At 64.8% G+C, this 16,224-nt stretch carries 15 protein-coding genes; 9 read left to right on the top strand and 6 right to left on the bottom strand.

Going from position 1 to position 16,224, the window contains the following annotated elements; genetic code table 11:
• Positions 1–2: 2 nt before the first annotated feature.
• From AN936_RS15490 to AN936_RS15475, 4 genes are all read left to right on the top strand, one after another.
• Positions 3–260, top strand: a complete 258-nt coding sequence (locus AN936_RS15490) for a hypothetical protein (RefSeq protein ID WP_173585665.1) — start codon at positions 3–5, stop codon at positions 258–260.
• Positions 261–270: 10 nt separating this feature from the next.
• Complete coding sequence (gene lysA, locus AN936_RS15485) at positions 271–1,530, top strand: diaminopimelate decarboxylase (protein ID WP_054588890.1); 1,260 nt, start codon at positions 271–273, stop codon at positions 1,528–1,530.
• 125 nt (positions 1,531–1,655) lie between these two features.
• Positions 1,656–2,426 carry a precorrin-2 dehydrogenase/sirohydrochlorin ferrochelatase family protein gene (locus AN936_RS15480; RefSeq protein WP_054588889.1) on the top strand — a complete coding sequence of 257 codons (771 nt, stop codon included), beginning with the start codon at positions 1,656–1,658 and terminating at the stop codon, positions 2,424–2,426.
• Positions 2,423–3,598 carry an aminotransferase gene (locus AN936_RS15475; protein WP_054588888.1) on the top strand — a complete coding sequence of 392 codons (1,176 nt, stop codon included), beginning with the start codon at positions 2,423–2,425 and terminating at the stop codon, positions 3,596–3,598. The genes AN936_RS15480 and AN936_RS15475 overlap by 4 nt, the downstream gene beginning before the upstream one ends.
• On the opposite strand, the gene AN936_RS15470 is transcribed toward AN936_RS15475, so the two are convergent.
• Positions 3,595–4,239 carry a DUF4198 domain-containing protein gene (locus tag AN936_RS15470; RefSeq protein ID WP_054588887.1) on the bottom strand — a complete coding sequence of 215 codons (645 nt, stop codon included), beginning with the start codon at positions 4,237–4,239 and terminating at the stop codon, positions 3,595–3,597. The two genes, AN936_RS15475 and AN936_RS15470, sit on opposite strands and share 4 nt — an antisense overlap.
• A 178-nt stretch (positions 4,240–4,417) precedes the next feature.
• Here AN936_RS15470 and AN936_RS15465 point away from each other — a divergent pair, with 178 nt between their 5' ends.
• The 4 genes from AN936_RS15465 to AN936_RS15450 all read left to right on the top strand — a co-directional run bounded on the left by AN936_RS15465 (position 4,418) and on the right by AN936_RS15450 (position 11,016).
• A complete protein-coding gene (locus AN936_RS15465; RefSeq protein ID WP_054588886.1) occupies positions 4,418–6,520 on the top strand; it encodes a TonB-dependent siderophore receptor in 2,103 nt (700 codons plus the stop codon).
• 129 nt (positions 6,521–6,649) lie between these two features.
• The gene (locus AN936_RS15460) at positions 6,650–8,794 is read left to right on the top strand and encodes a TonB-dependent siderophore receptor (protein WP_054588885.1); all 2,145 of its coding nucleotides are present in this window, start codon (positions 6,650–6,652) and stop codon (positions 8,792–8,794) included.
• A gap of 169 nt (positions 8,795–8,963) precedes the next feature.
• On the top strand, positions 8,964–9,971 hold the full coding sequence (locus tag AN936_RS15455; RefSeq protein ID WP_054588884.1) for a DUF3011 domain-containing protein: 1,008 nt from the start codon (positions 8,964–8,966) through the stop codon (positions 9,969–9,971).
• Positions 9,972–10,089: 118 nt separating this feature from the next.
• Positions 10,090–11,016 (top strand): DMT family transporter, encoded by a 927-nt coding sequence (locus AN936_RS15450; RefSeq protein WP_084758427.1) that lies wholly within the window; start codon positions 10,090–10,092, stop codon positions 11,014–11,016.
• 3 nt (positions 11,017–11,019) lie between these two features.
• On the opposite strand, the gene AN936_RS15445 is transcribed toward AN936_RS15450, so the two are convergent.
• Together AN936_RS15445 and AN936_RS15440 are read right to left on the bottom strand one after the other, a co-directional pair.
• The gene (locus AN936_RS15445) at positions 11,020–11,631 is read right to left on the bottom strand and encodes a 2-hydroxychromene-2-carboxylate isomerase (protein WP_420496813.1); all 612 of its coding nucleotides are present in this window, start codon (positions 11,629–11,631) and stop codon (positions 11,020–11,022) included.
• Complete coding sequence (locus AN936_RS15440) at positions 11,628–12,359, bottom strand: SDR family oxidoreductase (protein WP_054588882.1); 732 nt, start codon at positions 12,357–12,359, stop codon at positions 11,628–11,630. Before AN936_RS15440 ends, AN936_RS15445 begins: the two co-directional genes overlap by 4 nt.
• A gap of 67 nt (positions 12,360–12,426) precedes the next feature.
• On the opposite strand from AN936_RS15440, the gene AN936_RS15435 reads away from it, so the two are divergent.
• The gene (locus AN936_RS15435; protein WP_234715593.1) at positions 12,427–12,930 is read left to right on the top strand and encodes a winged helix-turn-helix transcriptional regulator; all 504 of its coding nucleotides are present in this window, start codon (positions 12,427–12,429) and stop codon (positions 12,928–12,930) included.
• On the opposite strand, the gene clpS is transcribed toward AN936_RS15435, so the two are convergent.
• From clpS to AN936_RS15420, 3 genes are all read right to left on the bottom strand, one after another.
• Complete coding sequence (clpS, locus tag AN936_RS15430) at positions 12,931–13,296, bottom strand: ATP-dependent Clp protease adapter ClpS (protein ID WP_054588880.1); 366 nt, start codon at positions 13,294–13,296, stop codon at positions 12,931–12,933.
• Positions 13,297–13,485: 189 nt separating this feature from the next.
• A complete protein-coding gene (locus AN936_RS15425) occupies positions 13,486–14,226 on the bottom strand; it encodes a phasin family protein (protein WP_054588879.1) in 741 nt (246 codons plus the stop codon).
• 122 nt (positions 14,227–14,348) lie between these two features.
• Positions 14,349–16,118 carry a PHA/PHB synthase family protein gene (locus AN936_RS15420; RefSeq protein WP_054588878.1) on the bottom strand — a complete coding sequence of 590 codons (1,770 nt, stop codon included), beginning with the start codon at positions 16,116–16,118 and terminating at the stop codon, positions 14,349–14,351.
• Positions 16,119–16,224: the final 106 nt, after the last annotated feature.

Genomic DNA, 16,224 nt, shown 5'->3' with positions numbered 1-16,224 from the left:
TGATGGCCCAGCGTTCCCTTGCCGCCGCCCTGACCGGCGCCGCCCTTTTGGCCACGCTTGCCGCGTGCGGCAGCAAGGAAGACCTGAAGCCCGTCGCCGGCCAGCCGGCACCGGAGATCCCGCTCGGCGCGACGCGCGCCCCGACCACGGAGGAGCTCACGACGCCTGACGCGCAGGCCCGGCCAGCGCGCAGCGACGAACTTCTCAAACGCTCGGAACGCCGCGAACCCGACGATTTCGATTTACCGCCTCCGGGCTGAGGATTTTCCAATGGATCATTTTGACTATCGTGACGGCGTCCTCCACGCCGAAAACATTCCCTTGCCGCGCATCGCCGAGGAAATCGGCACTCCCGTCTATGTCTATTCGCGCGCGACGCTCGAACGCCATGCGCAGGTGTTCCGCGATGCGCTGAGCGATATTCCGAAGAAGCACATCGCCTTCGCGATCAAGTGCAACCCCAACCTCGGCGTGCTGCGCGTCCTCGCGCGGCAGGGCTATGGCGCCGACGTCGTCTCGGGCGGCGAGCTCGAACGGGCGCTGGCGGCGGGCATGGCGCCCGAGGACATCGTCTTTTCGGGCGTCGGCAAGACGCGCGCCGAACTGGCGCTCGGGCTTGATCGCGGCATCGGGCAGTTCAACATCGAACATGAACCCGAAGGCGTTGCGCTTGCCGAAATCGCGCTCGGCAAGGAGATGACCGCGCGCGCCGTGCTGCGCGTCAACCCCGACGTCGATGCGGGCACGCATGCGAAGATTTCGACCGGCAAGGCCGAGAACAAGTTCGGCGTCGGTATCGACGTCGCGCCCGAAATCTTCGGGCGTCTCGCAGGGCTGCCGGGGCTGCAAATGCGCGGTATCGCACTGCATATCGGCAGCCAACTCACCAGCCTCGACCCGCTCGAGGCGGCGTTCGAGCGCGTCGGCCGCCTTGTCGCCGACCTCCGCGCCGCCGGGCACAGCATCACCCATGTCGACCTTGGTGGTGGTCTTGGCGTACCGTATCGGCCCGACGACAATCCGCCGTCGCCGGCCGAATATGGCGCGATGGTCGCGCGGGTGACGAAGGATTGGGATGTCACCTTGATGTTCGAACCCGGCCGCGTCATCGCGGGCAACACCGGCGTGCTCTTGACCGAAGTGCTGTGGGTCAAGCCGGGCGCGACCAATCCCTTCGTGATCGTCGATGCGGCGATGAACGATCTGGCGCGCCCGGCGCTTTATGACGCCTATCATGATTTCGTTGCCGTGCAGCCGGGCGGCGAAAAGATGACCGCGTCGGTCGTCGGGCCGGTGTGTGAGACGGGCGATACCTTCGCGCGCGACCGCGTGACCGACAAGGTGGAGGCGGGCGACCTTGCCGTCTTCCGCACCGCAGGCGCCTATGGCGCGACGATGGCGTCGACCTATAACAGCCGCAGCCTTGTTCCCGAGGTGCTCGTCGATGGCGATCGCTATGTCGTCGTCGCCGACCGCATCGCCGCGGGGACGATCATGGCCGCCGAGCGCGTGCCCGACTGGATCGAATAACCGGGATCGTCATTGCGAGGAGCGAAGCGACGCCGCAATCCAGAGTGGCGTAAACCGCCCTGGATTGCTTCGCTCCGCTCGCAATGACGATTTTCTGAGCGACTGGCTTGGTCTAAAGGATAGCCATGAACCAACTCCCCCTTTTCCTCAATCTGCGCGGCCGGCCGGTCGTGCTGGTCGGGGAGGGGGAGGCGGCCGACGCCAAGGCGCGGCTGATTGTGCGCGCCGGCGGGCGGATCGTCTCCGATTTGGAGGAGGGCGCAGCCGTTGCGTTCGTCGCCCTCGCCGACGAGGGCGCGGCCCGCGCCGCTGCGCAGGCGCTGCGCGCGCGCGGGCTGCTCGTCAATGTCGTCGATCGCCCCGACCTGTGCGATTTCACCACCCCGGCGATCGTCGACCGGGCGCCGGTCACCATCGCGATCGGCACCGGCGGGGCGTCGGCGGGGCTGGCCAAGGCGGTGCGGCAACGCATCGAGGCGCTGTTTCCTACGCGGCTCGGGGCGCTGGCTTCGGCGCTGCATGCGGCGCGGGATGCAATGAAAAGCCGCTGGCCCGCCGCCGCCGACCGCCGCCGCGCGATAGACGCGGCGCTGGCGAGCGGTGGCGCGCTGGACCCGCTCGATGGCGCGGCGGCGGACAAGGTCGATGCCTGGCTGGCGGGTGCGGTGGCAGCGCAGCCGTCGCGTCTCGAAACCATCGCCCTCGTCAGCGCCGACCCCGACGACCTCACCCTCCGCGCCGCACGCCTGCTCGGCGAGGCCGATCATATCTTCCACGGCGCGGCTGTTCCCGCGGCAATCCTCGACCGCGCCCGCGCCGATGCGGTGCGCCATATCGCCGATGCGCCGCCCGCCAATCCGCCGCCGGGCCTGTCGCTCTGGATTGCGCAGCCATGACCGCCGTCCATCCGCTCTACGCCGCGATGGCGCCGACGATCTTCGAGCATATGTCGGCGCTCGCCCGCGAACATGGCGCAATCAATCTGGGGCAGGGTTTCCCTGACGAACCGCCGCATTCGGACATGGTCGCTGCTGCAGCGCGCGCGCTTACCGAAAAATCGAACCAGTATCCGCCGGCCTTTGGCCTGCCCGAGCTACGCGCCGCAATCTGCGGTTTCTACGCGCGGCGGCAGGGGCTCGCGCTCGCGCCGGAACAGGTGATCGTCACCTCGGGCGCGACCGAGGCGCTTGCCGCGGCGCTGCTCGCGCTGGTCGCGCCGGGGGACGAGGTGATCCTGTTCCAGCCGGCCTATGACAGCTATGCGCCGGTGATCCGCCGCGTCGGCGGTGTGCCGGTTTCGGTCGCGCTCCGCCCGCCCCATTGGCGCTACGATGCCGCCGACCTTGCCGCGGCGATCACGCCGCGCACGCGCGTGCTGATGCTCAACGACCCGCTTAACCCCTCGGGCACGGTGGCGAGCGAGGCCGAACTGGCGATGATCGCCGATATCTGCGCGCGCCACGACCTCACCGCAATCTGCGACGAAGTGTGGGAGGATGTCCGTTTCGACGACATCCCCCATCGTTCGTTGCTGTCCTTCCCGGGCATGGCGGAGCGTGCGGTCAAGATCGGGTCGGCGGGCAAGATCTTCGGCCTCACCGGCTGGAAAACGGGCTGGATGTGCGCCGCACCGGCGCTGGCAACCGCACTCGGGCGCGCGCACCAGTTCCTGACCTTCACGACGCCGCCCGCGCTGCAATGGGCGGTTGCCGAGGGGCTGGGTCGGCCCGACGACTGGTTTGCTGCGCAGCGCAACGGCTGGGCGGCATCGCGCCGGCGACTAGGCGGAGCGCTGGACCGTGCAGGTTTCAACGTGCTGCCGAACGCCGCGACCTGGTTCCTGTGCATCGACCTAGCGGCGTCGGGCATCGCGCTTTCCGACCGGGACTTCAGCGAGCGCGCGGTGCCTGAGGCGGGGGTTGCGTCGATCCCGGTGTCGGCGCTGTTCGAAGGCGACGGCCCGCGCCACATCCTGCGCCTCTGCTTCGCCAAGGACGGAGCGGTCCTCGACGAAGCGGTGGCACGGCTCGCACGGTTTCGCGACCGGCTTGGGGCGGACCGGGCTTAAGGCTCGACGAAGGTCAGCGTCGAAACGTGGATCGTCTTGGCGAGCGTCTTGCCGCCAAGCGTGCGTTCGCCCTCGACGTCGTGCGAAACCGCGAGCAGATAGCGCCCCGCTCCCGACACCGGCACATCGACGCGGCCGGCGCCGTCTGCGGTGAAGCTTTTCTGCCAGTGATCGGCGTTGATCACATTGACCTTCGCGGCGGGCAGGGGCTTGCCCTGCCAGTGAACGATAAAGCTGTCCGACCCGGCGGCGACGGGCACGATTTCAAGGTCGAGCGCATGGCTGGGGTCGCTGCGGCCGGCGCGCGCATAATAGATGACGCCTTCCCATTTGCCGTCATTTTCCCACGGCGCGAAGACATTGTCGTCGGTCAGGCGCACGTCGCCTTCGCCGGCGATAGCGGCTTCGATATGGTTGGCGCGGCGCACGAGCGCGGCCGGCGTCTTGCTGCCGGCGAGGAAAACGCCCGGGGTCTTGAGGTTCGAAAATTCGGGGTCGCCGGCCTCGGGAACCGGATCGGCGGGTTCGCCGAGATAGACGCGCGCCGGGCCGGCGCCGTCGCGTTCGATCCACACTTCATGCGCGGCGGCGTGCGACGCGAGCAGGCTTAAGGCGATCAGCGCGGCGAAGCTTTTTTTCATCGGGAGTTCCTCTTTTTGAATCGGCCTCAACGGCGTTTTGGCTGCTGGAAGCGCCCGCCAGCGCACACCTGTGAAGTCAAGGACCTCTTATTGCAAATGATAATTACTCGCTTGCTATTGCGAATGAGTCGCTATAGCCGCCATGCCGAATCGAGATCGGGTCTCAAAAAGGGTGAATATGATGACTGTCCGAATGATCATGCTCTGCGGAGCATCCATGCTTGTTTCTTCGGTCAATCCGGCATGGGCTGGCGAGGGCGCGGACGATGCCGCGTCGGCGGCTGCCGACGCCGCCGCTGAAGCCGATGCTTATGCAGGCGGCGAGGAGACGATCGTCGTCACGGGCTATACCGGCACCAAGACCGACACCGCGCTCACCGAATTGCCGCAGCCGATCAAGATCGTCACCGCCGAGCAATATCAGGCGCAGGGCGCGATCAGCATCAGCGATACGGTGAAATATGCCGCCGGCGTCCTCGCCAATCCCTATGGCCGCGATACCCGCGTCGACGGGTTCAACGTCCGCGGCCTCGATGCGCTGCAGTTCCGCGACGGCATGCGCGACATCTTCTCCTATTACGCCTCGATCACCTCGGACCCCTATAATTTCTCACGCGTCGAAATCGTGCGCGGCCCGGCCTCGGTGCTGTTCGGTCAGGGGTCGATCGGTGGTCTCATCAATCTCGTCAGCAAGACGCCGGATTTCACCACGCGCGGCGAAATCAGCCTCGTCTATGGCAGCTTTGACCGCAAGGAAGTGCTCGCCGACGTCAATCTCGCCGCCTCCGACACGCTCGCCGTCCGCCTCGTCGGCCGTGCGCGCGACGCCGGCACCTATGTCGATCATGTCCCCGACGACCGGGTGATGTTCGCGCCCTCGATCCGCTGGCAGCCGACGCCCGACACCGACGTGGTGCTGACCGGTCTCTATCAGGAGGACGATACCGGTTCGACATCGCAGTTCCTGCCGATCGTCGGGACCTTCCGCCCGAACACCGCCTATCCCGAAGGCAGGCTCGGCATGTATAGCTTCGTCGGCAAGCCGGGTTGGGACCGCTATAACGGCCGCTCGATCCAGGGCGGCGGGTCGATCACACACAGCTTCTCGGACTCGATCAAGCTCAGCCTCAAGGCGCGCTATATCGACAGCGACCTCGAATATTTCACCCACTATACCGACAGCTACAGCAACCCCGAAAACCCCTTCGCCGCGGATGGCCGCACGATCGGTCTCTATGCCGACGCCAGCGACGCGCAGATGAACGTCTTCTCGACCGACAACAACTTCCAGTTCAACTTCAATACCGGCGCCAACATCGAACATAAGCTGCTCGTCGGCCTCGACTATAGCTGGAACAAGGTGCGCAAACGCTATGCTGGCGGTTACGAGATCATCGACCTCTACGACATCGATACCGACGCGCTGCTGACCTACGATCCCAGCGGCCCCTTCTCGAACGAATCGCAGAAGCAGCTCGGAATCTACGTCCAGGATCAGATCCGATTCTACGACCGCGTTTCGGTCGTCCTCGGCGCCCGCCGCGACCGCGTCACCGGCTCCTCGGGCCAGACCGACAATGCGACGACCTTCCGCGCCGGCATCATCGGCGAGATCGGCGCCGGCTTCTCGCCGTTCTTCAGCTATACCGAAAGCTTCCTGCCGGTCGCCGGTTCGGTCCAGGATATCGACGGCACGCCGCTCTCACCCTACAAGCCGCAGACGGGCACACAATATGAAGCCGGCGTGAAGTGGCAGCCAACACCGAACACACTGATCACGGCCACTGTGTTCAAGATCAAGGAACAGAACCGCGTGCTTTACGGCGCGGGCAGTTCGACCACCCAGTCGGGCGTGCTCAATACCAAGGGGTTCGAGTTCGAGGCCAGCCATATCTTGCCCGGCAACTTCGAACTGCTGGCGAACTATGGCTATGCCAAGCTCAAGTCCGAAACCAACACCAGCCTTGACTATATGCCGCGCCACACCGCGTCCTTCTGGACGATCAAGACCTTCGGCCTGGCGGATGCGGCGCAGCTGCGCCTGGGCGGCGGCGTCGTCTATAATGGCAAAAGCATCTCGACCAGTTCGCTCTGGTCGATCGTCACGCCGTCGCGCACGACGGTCGACGCGTTGGCCGAGGTCAACTGGAACAACTGGCGCTTCGCGGTCAACGCTACGAACCTGCTCAACAACAAATATTTCGCGTCCTGCCTTGCGCGCGGCGACTGTTTCATGGGCGCGCCGCGCAACGTGATGGGCACCGTCGGCTATCGTTTCTGATCGGGGCCGGCGGCGGGGCCTGTCTGGCGCCGCCGGCCTTCGTCGTCGCGGGCTCGATCTCGGCCGGGCCTATGCCGTGGGGGCGCATAGCCGCCGGATGCGCTCTTTCACGACAACAGGGGAAAGGCTATGACCAAGACTGTCGTCAACCGGCTGATTGCCGGCACCGCCCTTTCGCTGATCTTCACGCTGCCCGCAGCGGCGGCGGAAGCGGACGACCAGTCACAGCCGGGCCGCGACATCGTCGTGACCGGCGAACGGCTGGAACGCGTTCCCGACGCCGGCAAGTCCGACATTCCGCTGATCGAGACGCCGCAGGCGGTTTCGGTGATCACGACCGAGGACCTGCAAAAGCGCGGTGTCACCCGCCTTGCCGAGGCGCTGCGCGGGGTCGCCGGGGTGTCGCGGAGCAGCACCTATGGCTATTACGACGCCTATCAGATCCGCGGTTTCGACGCCGCCTATGGCAGCGTCTATCTCGACGGTCTCGCCAGCCTCAATGTTGCGGGCAGCAACAATGAACTCGCCGGGCTGGAACAGGTCGAGGTCGTCAAGGGGCCGGCGTCGATGCTTTACGGCTCGGCGCCGCTCGGCGGCATCGTCAATCTGGTCAGCAAGCGCCCGAAGCCGGAGGCCTTCGCCGATGCGACGATCGCGACCGGGTCCTACGGCCTTGTCGAAGCAAGCCTCGATGCCAATGCGCCGCTGACCGGCGACGGCGCCTTGCTCGGCCGGATCAATCTCCTCTTTCGCGACAGCGGCGATTTCGTCGATTTCTCGTCGAAGAACCGGATCTATATCGCGCCGTCGCTGACGTGGAATATCGGCCCCGCGACGCGCCTGACCCTGCTCGGCCGCTACGAACGCAATCACGACCGCCCCTGGTCGCCGGTGTCGGCGTGGGGGACGGTGCTGCCTTGGGCGCATGGCGAGCAGCCGATCGACTTTTCGATCAACAACGACACGGTCGATCACGCGATCCACAACCAGCGCTATGTTCACGCCGGCTATGTCTTCGGTCATGAATTTTCGGATGCGCTGTCGTTCGATCAGACGCTGCGTTACACCGACCGCAAGATATTCTGGAACAACTGGAATTTCTGGTCGGGTTTCGTCGACAACGAAATCGTCGACGGCGTCCAGCAGGGCCATATCGCGGGCCGCTACATCTACGGTCCCTTTTATGAGCGCGACAAGGATATCGCGGTCGATAGCCGCTTCACGTTGAAGGTCGCGACCGGGATCGTGAAGCACAATATCGTCGCCGGGCTCGATTACCGGCAAAGCAAAAGCCGCTTCCACGAAGATGGCGGTAATTACGATCCCGCCGCCAACCCGCTCGACCTGCTCGATCCCGATTTCGACGCGCCGCTGATCCACGATCCGGCGGCAGCCTATGCCGGCGGCGGCCAGTCGCGCCAGACGGGTATCTACATCCAGGACCATCTGAACTTCGCCGACGTCGCGACGCTGACGCTCGGCGGCCGCTATGACTGGGCGAGCGCCGATGGGCAGAAGGACAGGAAGTTCAGCCCGCGCATCGGCGCCACCGTCAATGTCGCGCCGGGGGCGGCACTTTATGCAAGCTGGTCGCGGTCGTTCACGCCGCAGGCCGGGTTCTTCACCGTCGACGGCGACTCATTGCCTCCCGAAACGGGCCGCAATATCGAGGCCGGGATCAAGTTCCAGCACGGCAGCACGCTCAGCGGCATGGTTTCGGTCTTCGAACTGACGCGTCAGAATGTTGCGACCGAAGATCCGGCCAACCCCTTCTTCTACGTCACGACGGGCGAGCAGCGCAGCCGCGGTATCGAGGTCGAAGGGACATGGCATCCCGCGCCGGGGGCGACGATCGCGATCGCTTATGCCTATCTCGATGCGAAGATCACCAAGGACAATAACCTTCCCGTCGGCGCGCGGCTCCAGAATGTGCCGAAGCACGGGTTCAACCTGTTCGGCGAATATGTCGTTCCGTCGGGGCCGCTCGCCAATCTCGGCATCAACGCCGCCTTCCAGTATAACAGCCGCAAGGTCGGGGCGAATTTACCCGAGGACCTCGATTTCGACGGCAACTTCGACGCGTTGTCGCTGTTCACCCTGCCCGGCTACGCGTTGTTCGACGCCGGCCTTTCCTATGCCTATCGCGACTGGACGATCCGGCTCAACGTCAACAACCTGTTCGACAAGCGCTATTTCCCCGACAGTTGCTGCGTCGACCGCGTCACCCCCGGCGAACCGCGGAGCTGGCGCCTCAGCCTGTCGAGGCATTTCTAGGGTGCCGCGCACCCTCTGATCTTGGTAACCTCACGCTATCCGACGGCATTTTTGCGATGGCTTTGCCCCGCGAAACGTGAAAACATCGGTGTCAATATTCGGGAGCAAGAAGGCAGCACGGAAAAAGACAGGGCAAAACGGATCGATCTTCAACAGCAGGGGCAAAGACATGCGGAATCCGGTTCTCACGGTCGCCACGACCGCTTCGCTGATCGCTACACAGCTCGCCACGCCGGCGCTGGCCCAGATCACCACCCAGCCCTATCCGTCTCCGGGCGGCCCGCAGATCCAGCCGCCGCGGCCCGGCGACAATTATGCCGGCACGCTCCGCTGTGAATCGCGGAACAACAAGATCCAGCGCTGCAACGTGCGCACCGGTAACCGCGTCGACCTGATCCGCGTCATCGGCGGGCGTTGCTCGAAGGGGCGCGACTGGGGCTTCACCGCGTCGCAAATCTGGGTGTCGGGCGGCTGCCGCGCCGAATTCGGCTATGGCTATAATTATGGCGGCGGTGGCGGCTATCCGGTGCCGTTGCCGCAACCGGTCGGCGACTATGCCGGCACGATCCGCTGCGAATCGCGCAGCAACCGCTACGAGCAATGCAATGTCGCGACGAACGACCGCGTCGAACTGACACGGCGGCTCGGCGGGCGCTGCAATGCGGGCCGGCAGTGGGGTTATACCGCCTCCTACGTCTGGGTGAACAGCGGCTGCCGTGCCGAATTCGGCTATGGCTACCGCAATGCGCGGCCGCCCGAGAAGGACAAGGACAAGGGGCCGAGCACCGGGCTGATCATCGGCGGTGCCGTGGTCGCGGGCGGTCTGCTCGCGCTGCTGCTCAGCAAGAAAAAGAAGACGCCGACGGGTGAGGAAACGGCGACGACCGAGCCCGTGACCTATCCTGCGGGACCGCCGGCGACGCTCAGCGCCGACCTCTCGAGCCTGCCGAGCGCGGCGCGCCCGTCGGTGCAGAATTGCATGAACGACGCGGCGCGGCAGATCGGCGCGACGGGCGGCTCGCGGCTGACGTACGACCGGCTCGTCAACCTCGAGCAGGGCAATGGCGGCTGGCGCATCCGTGCCGCCATGACCGCAACCTATCCCGACGGCGCGCGCTCGATCGAAATGTATTGCCGCGCGACGCCGAGCCAGATCATCCAGCTCGATTTCAGCTAGGCGAGGTGACGGAAGGGACCGGCGTCCGTGCCGGTCCCTTCCCACGCCGGTTGCATATTTCCGCCGGGCCGTGAAAGAGCGGGCTGACGCCCTGCGGCGCGAACGGGAAACGATGCGAATGACGAACGATGGCGGGCCGCTGACGGCGCTCTGGTCGCGGGCCTATGTGCTGCTGACTTTCACCGCGCTGTTCTGGGCGGGCAATTCGATCGTCGGGCGCGCGGCGCGCGAACTCGTCCCGCCCGCGGCGCTTTCCTTCTGGCGCTGGACCTTCGCGCTGTTGCTGTTGCTGCCGCTGGCGTGGCCGCATCTGAAGCGCGACTGGCCGGCGCTGCGGGCGAACTGGCCGATCGTCGCGGTCCTCGGCGCGCTGGCGATCGGGTCGTTCAACATCCTCCTCTACACAGGTTTGCAGAGTACGACGGCGCTCAATTCGATGCTGATCCAGTCGGCGCAGCCGGCGCTGATTCTGATCGTCGGGGCGCTGGTGATGCGCGACCGGACGAGCCTGCGTCAGGTCGCGGGCGTGCTGGTGTCGCTGGCCGGGGTGCTGACGATCGTCGGGCGCGGCGACCCGGCGCTGCTGATCGCGCTACAGCTCAATATCGGCGATGCGATCATCGGCGGCGCGGTGCTGCTCTGGGCGCTCTATTCGGTGCTGCTCCGCCGCCGGCCGGCGGTGCATCCGCTGAGCTTTCTCGCCGCCTCGATCATCGTCGGGATCGTCGTGATCGCGCCCGTTTATGCGGTCGAACTGTGGGCAGGGAAGCGGATCGTCGCGGCGCCAGGAAGCGCGCTGGCGATCGCCTATGTTTCGGTCTTTCCTTCGTTCCTCGCCTATCTTTTCTTCAATCGCGGGGTCGAACTGATCGGGTCGGCCGCGACCGGCCAATATATGAACGTCATGCCGCTGATGGGCGCAGGGCTGGCGATGCTTTTCCTCGGCGAGACGCTGCACCTGTTCCATGTCGCAGGGCTGGCGCTGATCGTCGCGGGCATCTGGGTGGCGGGGCGGCCGCCGCAGCCGGCAGCGACCGCTGGATAGATATCAGCCGAGCGCCGCTTCGACCTGCGCCAGCCGGTCCTTGCCGAAGAACATCTCGTCACCGACGAAGAAGGTCGGGATACCGAAGACGCCACGCGCGACCGCTATTTCGGTATTGGCGACGAGCTTCGCCTTGATCTCCGGCTCCTGCGTCCGTGCCAGCAGCGCCGGGCCGTCGAAGCCGTTTTCCGAGAGGAAGGTCGCGGCGACTTGCGGGTCGTCCATTTTCAGCCCTTCTTCCCACATCGCGCGGTTCACCGCATCGACATAGTCGTCGAGCACGCCTTCGTCCGCCGCGACGATCCCGCCGCGCATGATCAGCAGCGTGTTCACCGGAAAATGCGGGTTGAGGCGGAATTTGGTCAGGCCGTGTTTTTCGATGAAGCGCCGCATCTCGAGATGCTCATAGGCGAGCTTGGCCGGAGCCTCGGCATATTGGATCATCGGCGCCTTGTTGCCCGTGGCCTTGAAGATCCCGCCGAGCAGGCACGGGGTGATCACCAGATCGGCACCGGTGCGGTCGAGCAGTTCGGGCAGCACCCGCAGCGTCAGATAGGCGTTCGGGCTGCCGAAATCGAAGATGAGTTCGAGTGTCTTTTTCGGGCTTTCGGTCACCATTTTTCTCCCCAGGGGCGGAGGTCGAGTTCGTGCGTCCAGGCGCTTTTTGGCTGCTTGTGGAGCATCACATAATTGGCGGCGATGGCGTCGGGATTGAGGATCAGATCCTGCGCCTTGGCCTTGTCGAAGTCGGGATGGCGGCCCTTGATGAATTCGGTGTCGATCGCGCCGTCGATGATCGTGTGCGCCACGTGCACGCCATGCGGACCCAGCTCGCGCGCCATCGACTGGGCAAGCATGCGCAAGGCGCCCTTGGCGCCCGAGAAGGCGGCAAAGCCGGCGCCGCCGCGCAAGGACGCCGTCGCGCCGGTGAAAAGGATCGTACCGCGGCCGCGCGGCGCCATGCGCTTCGCGGCTTCGCGGCCCATGAGGAAACCGCCGAGGCAGGCCATTTCCCAGACCTTGGTATAAACGCGGACGGTGGTCTCGCCGATCGGGAAGTTCACGTTGGCGCCGATGTTGAACACCGCGACCTCGACCGGGCCGACCTCGGCCTCGACCCGATCGAACAGCGCGATCATCGCCTCTTCGTCGCGGGCATCGGCGGGGAAGGCGCGTGCCTTGCGGCCGTCGTCGCGGATCGACTGCGCCAGCGTTTCGAGCGCGTCGGCATTCCGTTCGCGCCGGTTGACGCACGCGGTGAGGCCTTCGGCTGCGAAGGCGCGCGCGATGGCGCCGCCGGTTGCGTCGCCGGCTCCGATGATCACGGCTGCGGGGGTGGACATAAGCGACTCTCCTCTTGCCCCCGATCGTAACTATGATAAACATAGTGACAAGAGCAAATTTGCATCGTTGAGTGACGCCATGCCCAAACGCGCCGATCTGTCGGATACGTTCTGCCCCGTCGGGCGGTCGGCCGAACTGCTCGGCGACCGCGCGGTGCTGCTGATCCTGCGCGATCTGTTTTTCGGCAAGCGGCGGTTCGAGGCCATCGCGGCGAACACCGGTCTCGGCCCGCAACTCGTCTCGGCGCGGCTCAAGCTGCTGGTGGGGGAAGGGGTGGCAGAGCGTCACGCCTATCAGGATCGCCCGCCGCGTTACGAATATCGGCTGACCGCCAAGGGCAAGGACATGTTCGATATCCTCTATGCGATGCGCAATTGGGCCGAACGCTGGGCCTATGCGGAGGGAGAGACCGGATCGGGCCCGGCCATGCGCTATTTTCATCGCGCTTGCGGCGCCGATGTCGGCACGTCGACCGTCTGCCCCGGCTGCGGCGAGCCTTTGCGTTACGGCGATCTGAAAGGCGAGCCGTCGGCGGCGCTCAGGGCCGAACAGGCGGCGAAAGCGGGCTGATCAGGCCTTTTCGAGCGTGCACTGGAGCGGGTGCTGGTTCTGCCGCGCGGCGTCCATCACCTGATTGACCTTGGTCTCTGCAACTTCGTAGCTGAACACGCCGCAGACGCCGACGCCCTGCTGGTGGACGTGGAGCATCACCTGCGTCGCCTGTTCGATGTCCATGTTGAAGAAACGCTGGAGCACCATCACGACGAATTCCATCGGCGTGTAATCGTCGTTGAGCAGCAGCACCTTATACATCGAAGGCTTTTTCGCCTTCGCGCGGGTACGCGTCGCGATGCCGACACCCGGGGTGCCGGGCGAGCCATCGTCCTTGTCGGCCATCGCACGGGCCGGATGGGGGATCGGAGCGGGAAACATCATGGTCCAGAATATCGCACGCCGAAGCGGATTCGCAAGAGGGCGGGGTGGTTAATCGCCGTTTCGCCGCGAAACCGGCCCGAAAAAAGCAGGAACCGCCCGCATCCGTAAAGGCTGCGAGCGGTCCTGGTTTGCCTGCGCGGGCGGGGAGGAGGGGAGAGTGCCCGCGCCGGCGGTGGAAAATGAAGGCCCTTAGGCTGCCTTCATCTTCGAGCTGATGACCGAAACGCGGTTCGAGATCGGCGCAAAGCTGTCGTTCGTCAGCTTGACGACGAGTTCGCTGGTCTTCGAGGTCTGCGCAACGGCGGCGTCGAACGCCTTCTTGCTGTTTTCGGCATAGAGCTTGAAGAATTCGGTCGGCGACTTGACGGCGGTGTAGCCCTTCAGCGCGGCGGTCGTGTCTTCGAAGCTCTTGCGGGCGAAGGTCACGCCTTCCTGGCCGAGCGTTTCGATGCCCTTGGCAGCGATCTTGCCCGATTCAACCAGCGCTTCGATGTTCGCCTTGTTGAATTCGACGGCTTCTTCGGCGAGCTTGCTCGACTTGGCGAAAGCTTCCTTCGCCTTTTCGTTGAAGTCGGCGGTCAGCGCTTCGGCGCGGGTCTTCGCATCTTCGGCGAACTTCTTGACGGTGTCGTTCATGGTCTTCAGTCCTTTGGTGGCGGCGGCGACCGGCTTCGGCGCGGCCTTTGTCGTGGGGGCAATGGTCTTTGCGGCCGCCTTCTTGGGAGCGGCCTTCTTTGCTGCCGGCTTTGCGGCTTTCTTTTGGACCGGCTTGGCCTTCGCCGCGACGGTCTTGGTCTTTACGGGCGCTTCGATCTTTTCGGCTGCCGGGGCAGCAACGACCGGAGCGGCAGGAGCAGCCACGGGGGCGGCAGCGGTATCCAGCGTCGCGGCTTCGAAAGCCTTTTCGGCACTATCCAACTTGGTAGCCATCGGGACAACTCCTTTATGTTGCAGTGCACAATATAGCAGTGGATCGGGAATTTCAAGAGTTTTTGTGCAGTGCACAAAAATGGCGGTAGCCCCGATCGCCCGAACCTTATATTTCGCTGATATTACCGCTGTTTGACATAGCGTCCGGGGGCATCCTCGATCGCCTTTTTGGCGCCTTTTCCGGGGATGCGAGCGCCCTTTGCGGCGATTTTTTTGCCGTCTTGCCCGGCGATCCAGCCGATCCAGTGCGGCCACCAGCTGCCCTTGGTCTCGGTCGCACCGGCCTCGAACGCTTCGAGCGACGATGCCGCATTGTCGCCGGTCCAATATTGATATTTGCCGGCGGCGGGCGGGTTGACGACGCCCGCGATATGCCCCGATCCGGCGAGCAGGAAGGTTTTCGGACCCGACAGATTGTCCATCAGCCGCCACACGCTCGCCAGCGGTGCGATATGGTCGTCGCGTCCGGCCTGGATATAGGCAGGAACCTCGATCTTGCGGAGGTCGATCGGCGTGCCGCACACCGACAGGCTGTTCGGAACGACCAGCCGGTTGTCGCGATAAAGATCGACCAGATACTGGCGGTGCCAAGTCGCGGGCAGGTTGGTCGTGTCGCCGTTCCAGTAGAGGAGATCGAAGGGCGGATAGTCGTTGCCGAGCAGATAATTGCTGACGACATAATTCCAGATGAGGTCGCGGCCGCGCAGGCTGTTGAAGGTCGCGGCCATGTAACGCCCGTCGAGATAGCCCGGCGCCGAGAGCTGTTGCAGCAGCGACAGATAGCTGTCGTCGACAAACATCTTGAGCTCGCCGGCGCGCTCGAAATCGACCTGTGCGGTGAAGAAGGTCACCGACTTGACCTTGTCCGCCTCGCCCTTCGCAGACAGCATCGCGAGCGTCGCGGCGAGCGTCGTGCCCGCAACGCAATAGCCGATCGTGTGGACCGCGGGGACATCGAGCAGCGCGCGGACGGTGTCGATCGCGTCGACCTGTGCTGCGACATAATCGTCCCATATGACGTCCTTCATCGACGCGTCGGCCGACTTCCAAGACACCATGAACACCGAAAGACCCTGTTCCACCGCCCAGGCGACGAAGCTTTTCGCCGGGTTGAGGTCGAGGATATAGAAGCGGTTGATCCATGGCGGGAAGATGACGAGCGGGACCGCGAAGACCTCCTTCGTCGTCGGGGCGTAATGGATGAGCTGGTAGAGCGGGGTCTCGTGGATCACCTTGCCCGGGGTCGTCGCGATATTGACCCCGACCTCGAACGCATCGGGGTCGACATGGCTGAGCTGCCCGCGCGACAGGTCGCTCAGCATATGTTTGAGTCCCTTGAGCAGGCTCTCGCCGCGCGTTTCGACCGCGCGCCGGATCACTTCGGGATTGGTGAGCGCAAGGTTGGTCGGCGACAGCGCCTCGGCCATATTCTTCGCCGCGAACTCCAGCTTCGCGCGCGCCGCCTCGTCGAGCCCCTGCATCTGGCGCGTCGTCGTGAGCAATTGCTCGGACAGCATGCCATAGGTCTGACGGATCATCGCGAAGACCGGGTTCCCGGTCCAGTCGGGGTCGGCGAACCTTTTGTCCTTCGACGCTTCGGCGGCGGGGGTGAAGGGCTGCAAGGTGGCGAGCGAGGTCCAGAAGCGCGCGCCCTGCTCCCACATCTGCGCCGATTGTTCGGCCCACGCCTGCGTCGTCGGGTTCTGCAGCCAGCTCGCCGGATCGAACAGGGTGGCGGCGGCGCTGTTGCCCTGGTTCGCCTGACCCAGCGCATATTCGAGCATCATCTGCTGCGCGCGGCCCATCACGCTGGCCCAATGCTGTATGTCTTCGGGCGAGGGCAGGAAGGGATTGGAAGCTTCGGTCGTATCACCCTTGTCTGCTTCGTTCATGCTCGTTCCCGCTGGCCAGTACCGATAGAATCTCTATAACAAGGCTTGCCGCGACTGGCGAGAAGCCGTTCACGCTTCTGTTCATAAACGCAAAGGAGTTGTTCTA

This window comes from Sphingopyxis macrogoltabida, from assembly GCF_001307295.1.
Lineage (GTDB): Bacteria > Pseudomonadota > Alphaproteobacteria > Sphingomonadales > Sphingomonadaceae > Sphingopyxis > Sphingopyxis macrogoltabida_B.
The sequence above is the reverse complement of the archived record's forward strand: the minus strand, read 5'-3'. Positions and strand labels throughout refer to the sequence as shown.

What these genes read in the sequence shown, in the direction of transcription:
- clpS (WP_054588880.1), bottom strand. Translation starts at nt 13,296, where the DNA reads ATGATGTTTCCCGCTCCGATCCCCCATCCGGCCCGTGCGATGGCCGAC.
- AN936_RS15465 (WP_054588886.1), top strand. Translation starts at nt 4,418, where the DNA reads ATGATGACTGTCCGAATGATCATGCTCTGCGGAGCATCCATGCTTGTT.
- AN936_RS15470 (WP_054588887.1), bottom strand. Translation starts at nt 4,239, where the DNA reads ATGAAAAAAAGCTTCGCCGCGCTGATCGCCTTAAGCCTGCTCGCGTCG.
- AN936_RS15450 (WP_084758427.1), top strand. Translation starts at nt 10,090, where the DNA reads ATGACGAACGATGGCGGGCCGCTGACGGCGCTCTGGTCGCGGGCCTAT.
- AN936_RS15420 (WP_054588878.1), bottom strand. Translation starts at nt 16,118, where the DNA reads ATGAACGAAGCAGACAAGGGTGATACGACCGAAGCTTCCAATCCCTTC.
- AN936_RS15455 (WP_054588884.1), top strand. Translation starts at nt 8,964, where the DNA reads ATGCGGAATCCGGTTCTCACGGTCGCCACGACCGCTTCGCTGATCGCT.
- AN936_RS15440 (WP_054588882.1), bottom strand. Translation starts at nt 12,359, where the DNA reads ATGTCCACCCCCGCAGCCGTGATCATCGGAGCCGGCGACGCAACCGGC.
- AN936_RS15480 (WP_054588889.1), top strand. Translation starts at nt 1,656, where the DNA reads ATGAACCAACTCCCCCTTTTCCTCAATCTGCGCGGCCGGCCGGTCGTG.
- AN936_RS15475 (WP_054588888.1), top strand. Translation starts at nt 2,423, where the DNA reads ATGACCGCCGTCCATCCGCTCTACGCCGCGATGGCGCCGACGATCTTC.
- AN936_RS15460 (WP_054588885.1), top strand. Translation starts at nt 6,650, where the DNA reads ATGACCAAGACTGTCGTCAACCGGCTGATTGCCGGCACCGCCCTTTCG.
- lysA (WP_054588890.1), top strand. Translation starts at nt 271, where the DNA reads ATGGATCATTTTGACTATCGTGACGGCGTCCTCCACGCCGAAAACATT.
- AN936_RS15425 (WP_054588879.1), bottom strand. Translation starts at nt 14,226, where the DNA reads ATGGCTACCAAGTTGGATAGTGCCGAAAAGGCTTTCGAAGCCGCGACG.
- AN936_RS15490 (WP_173585665.1), top strand. Translation starts at nt 3, where the DNA reads ATGGCCCAGCGTTCCCTTGCCGCCGCCCTGACCGGCGCCGCCCTTTTG.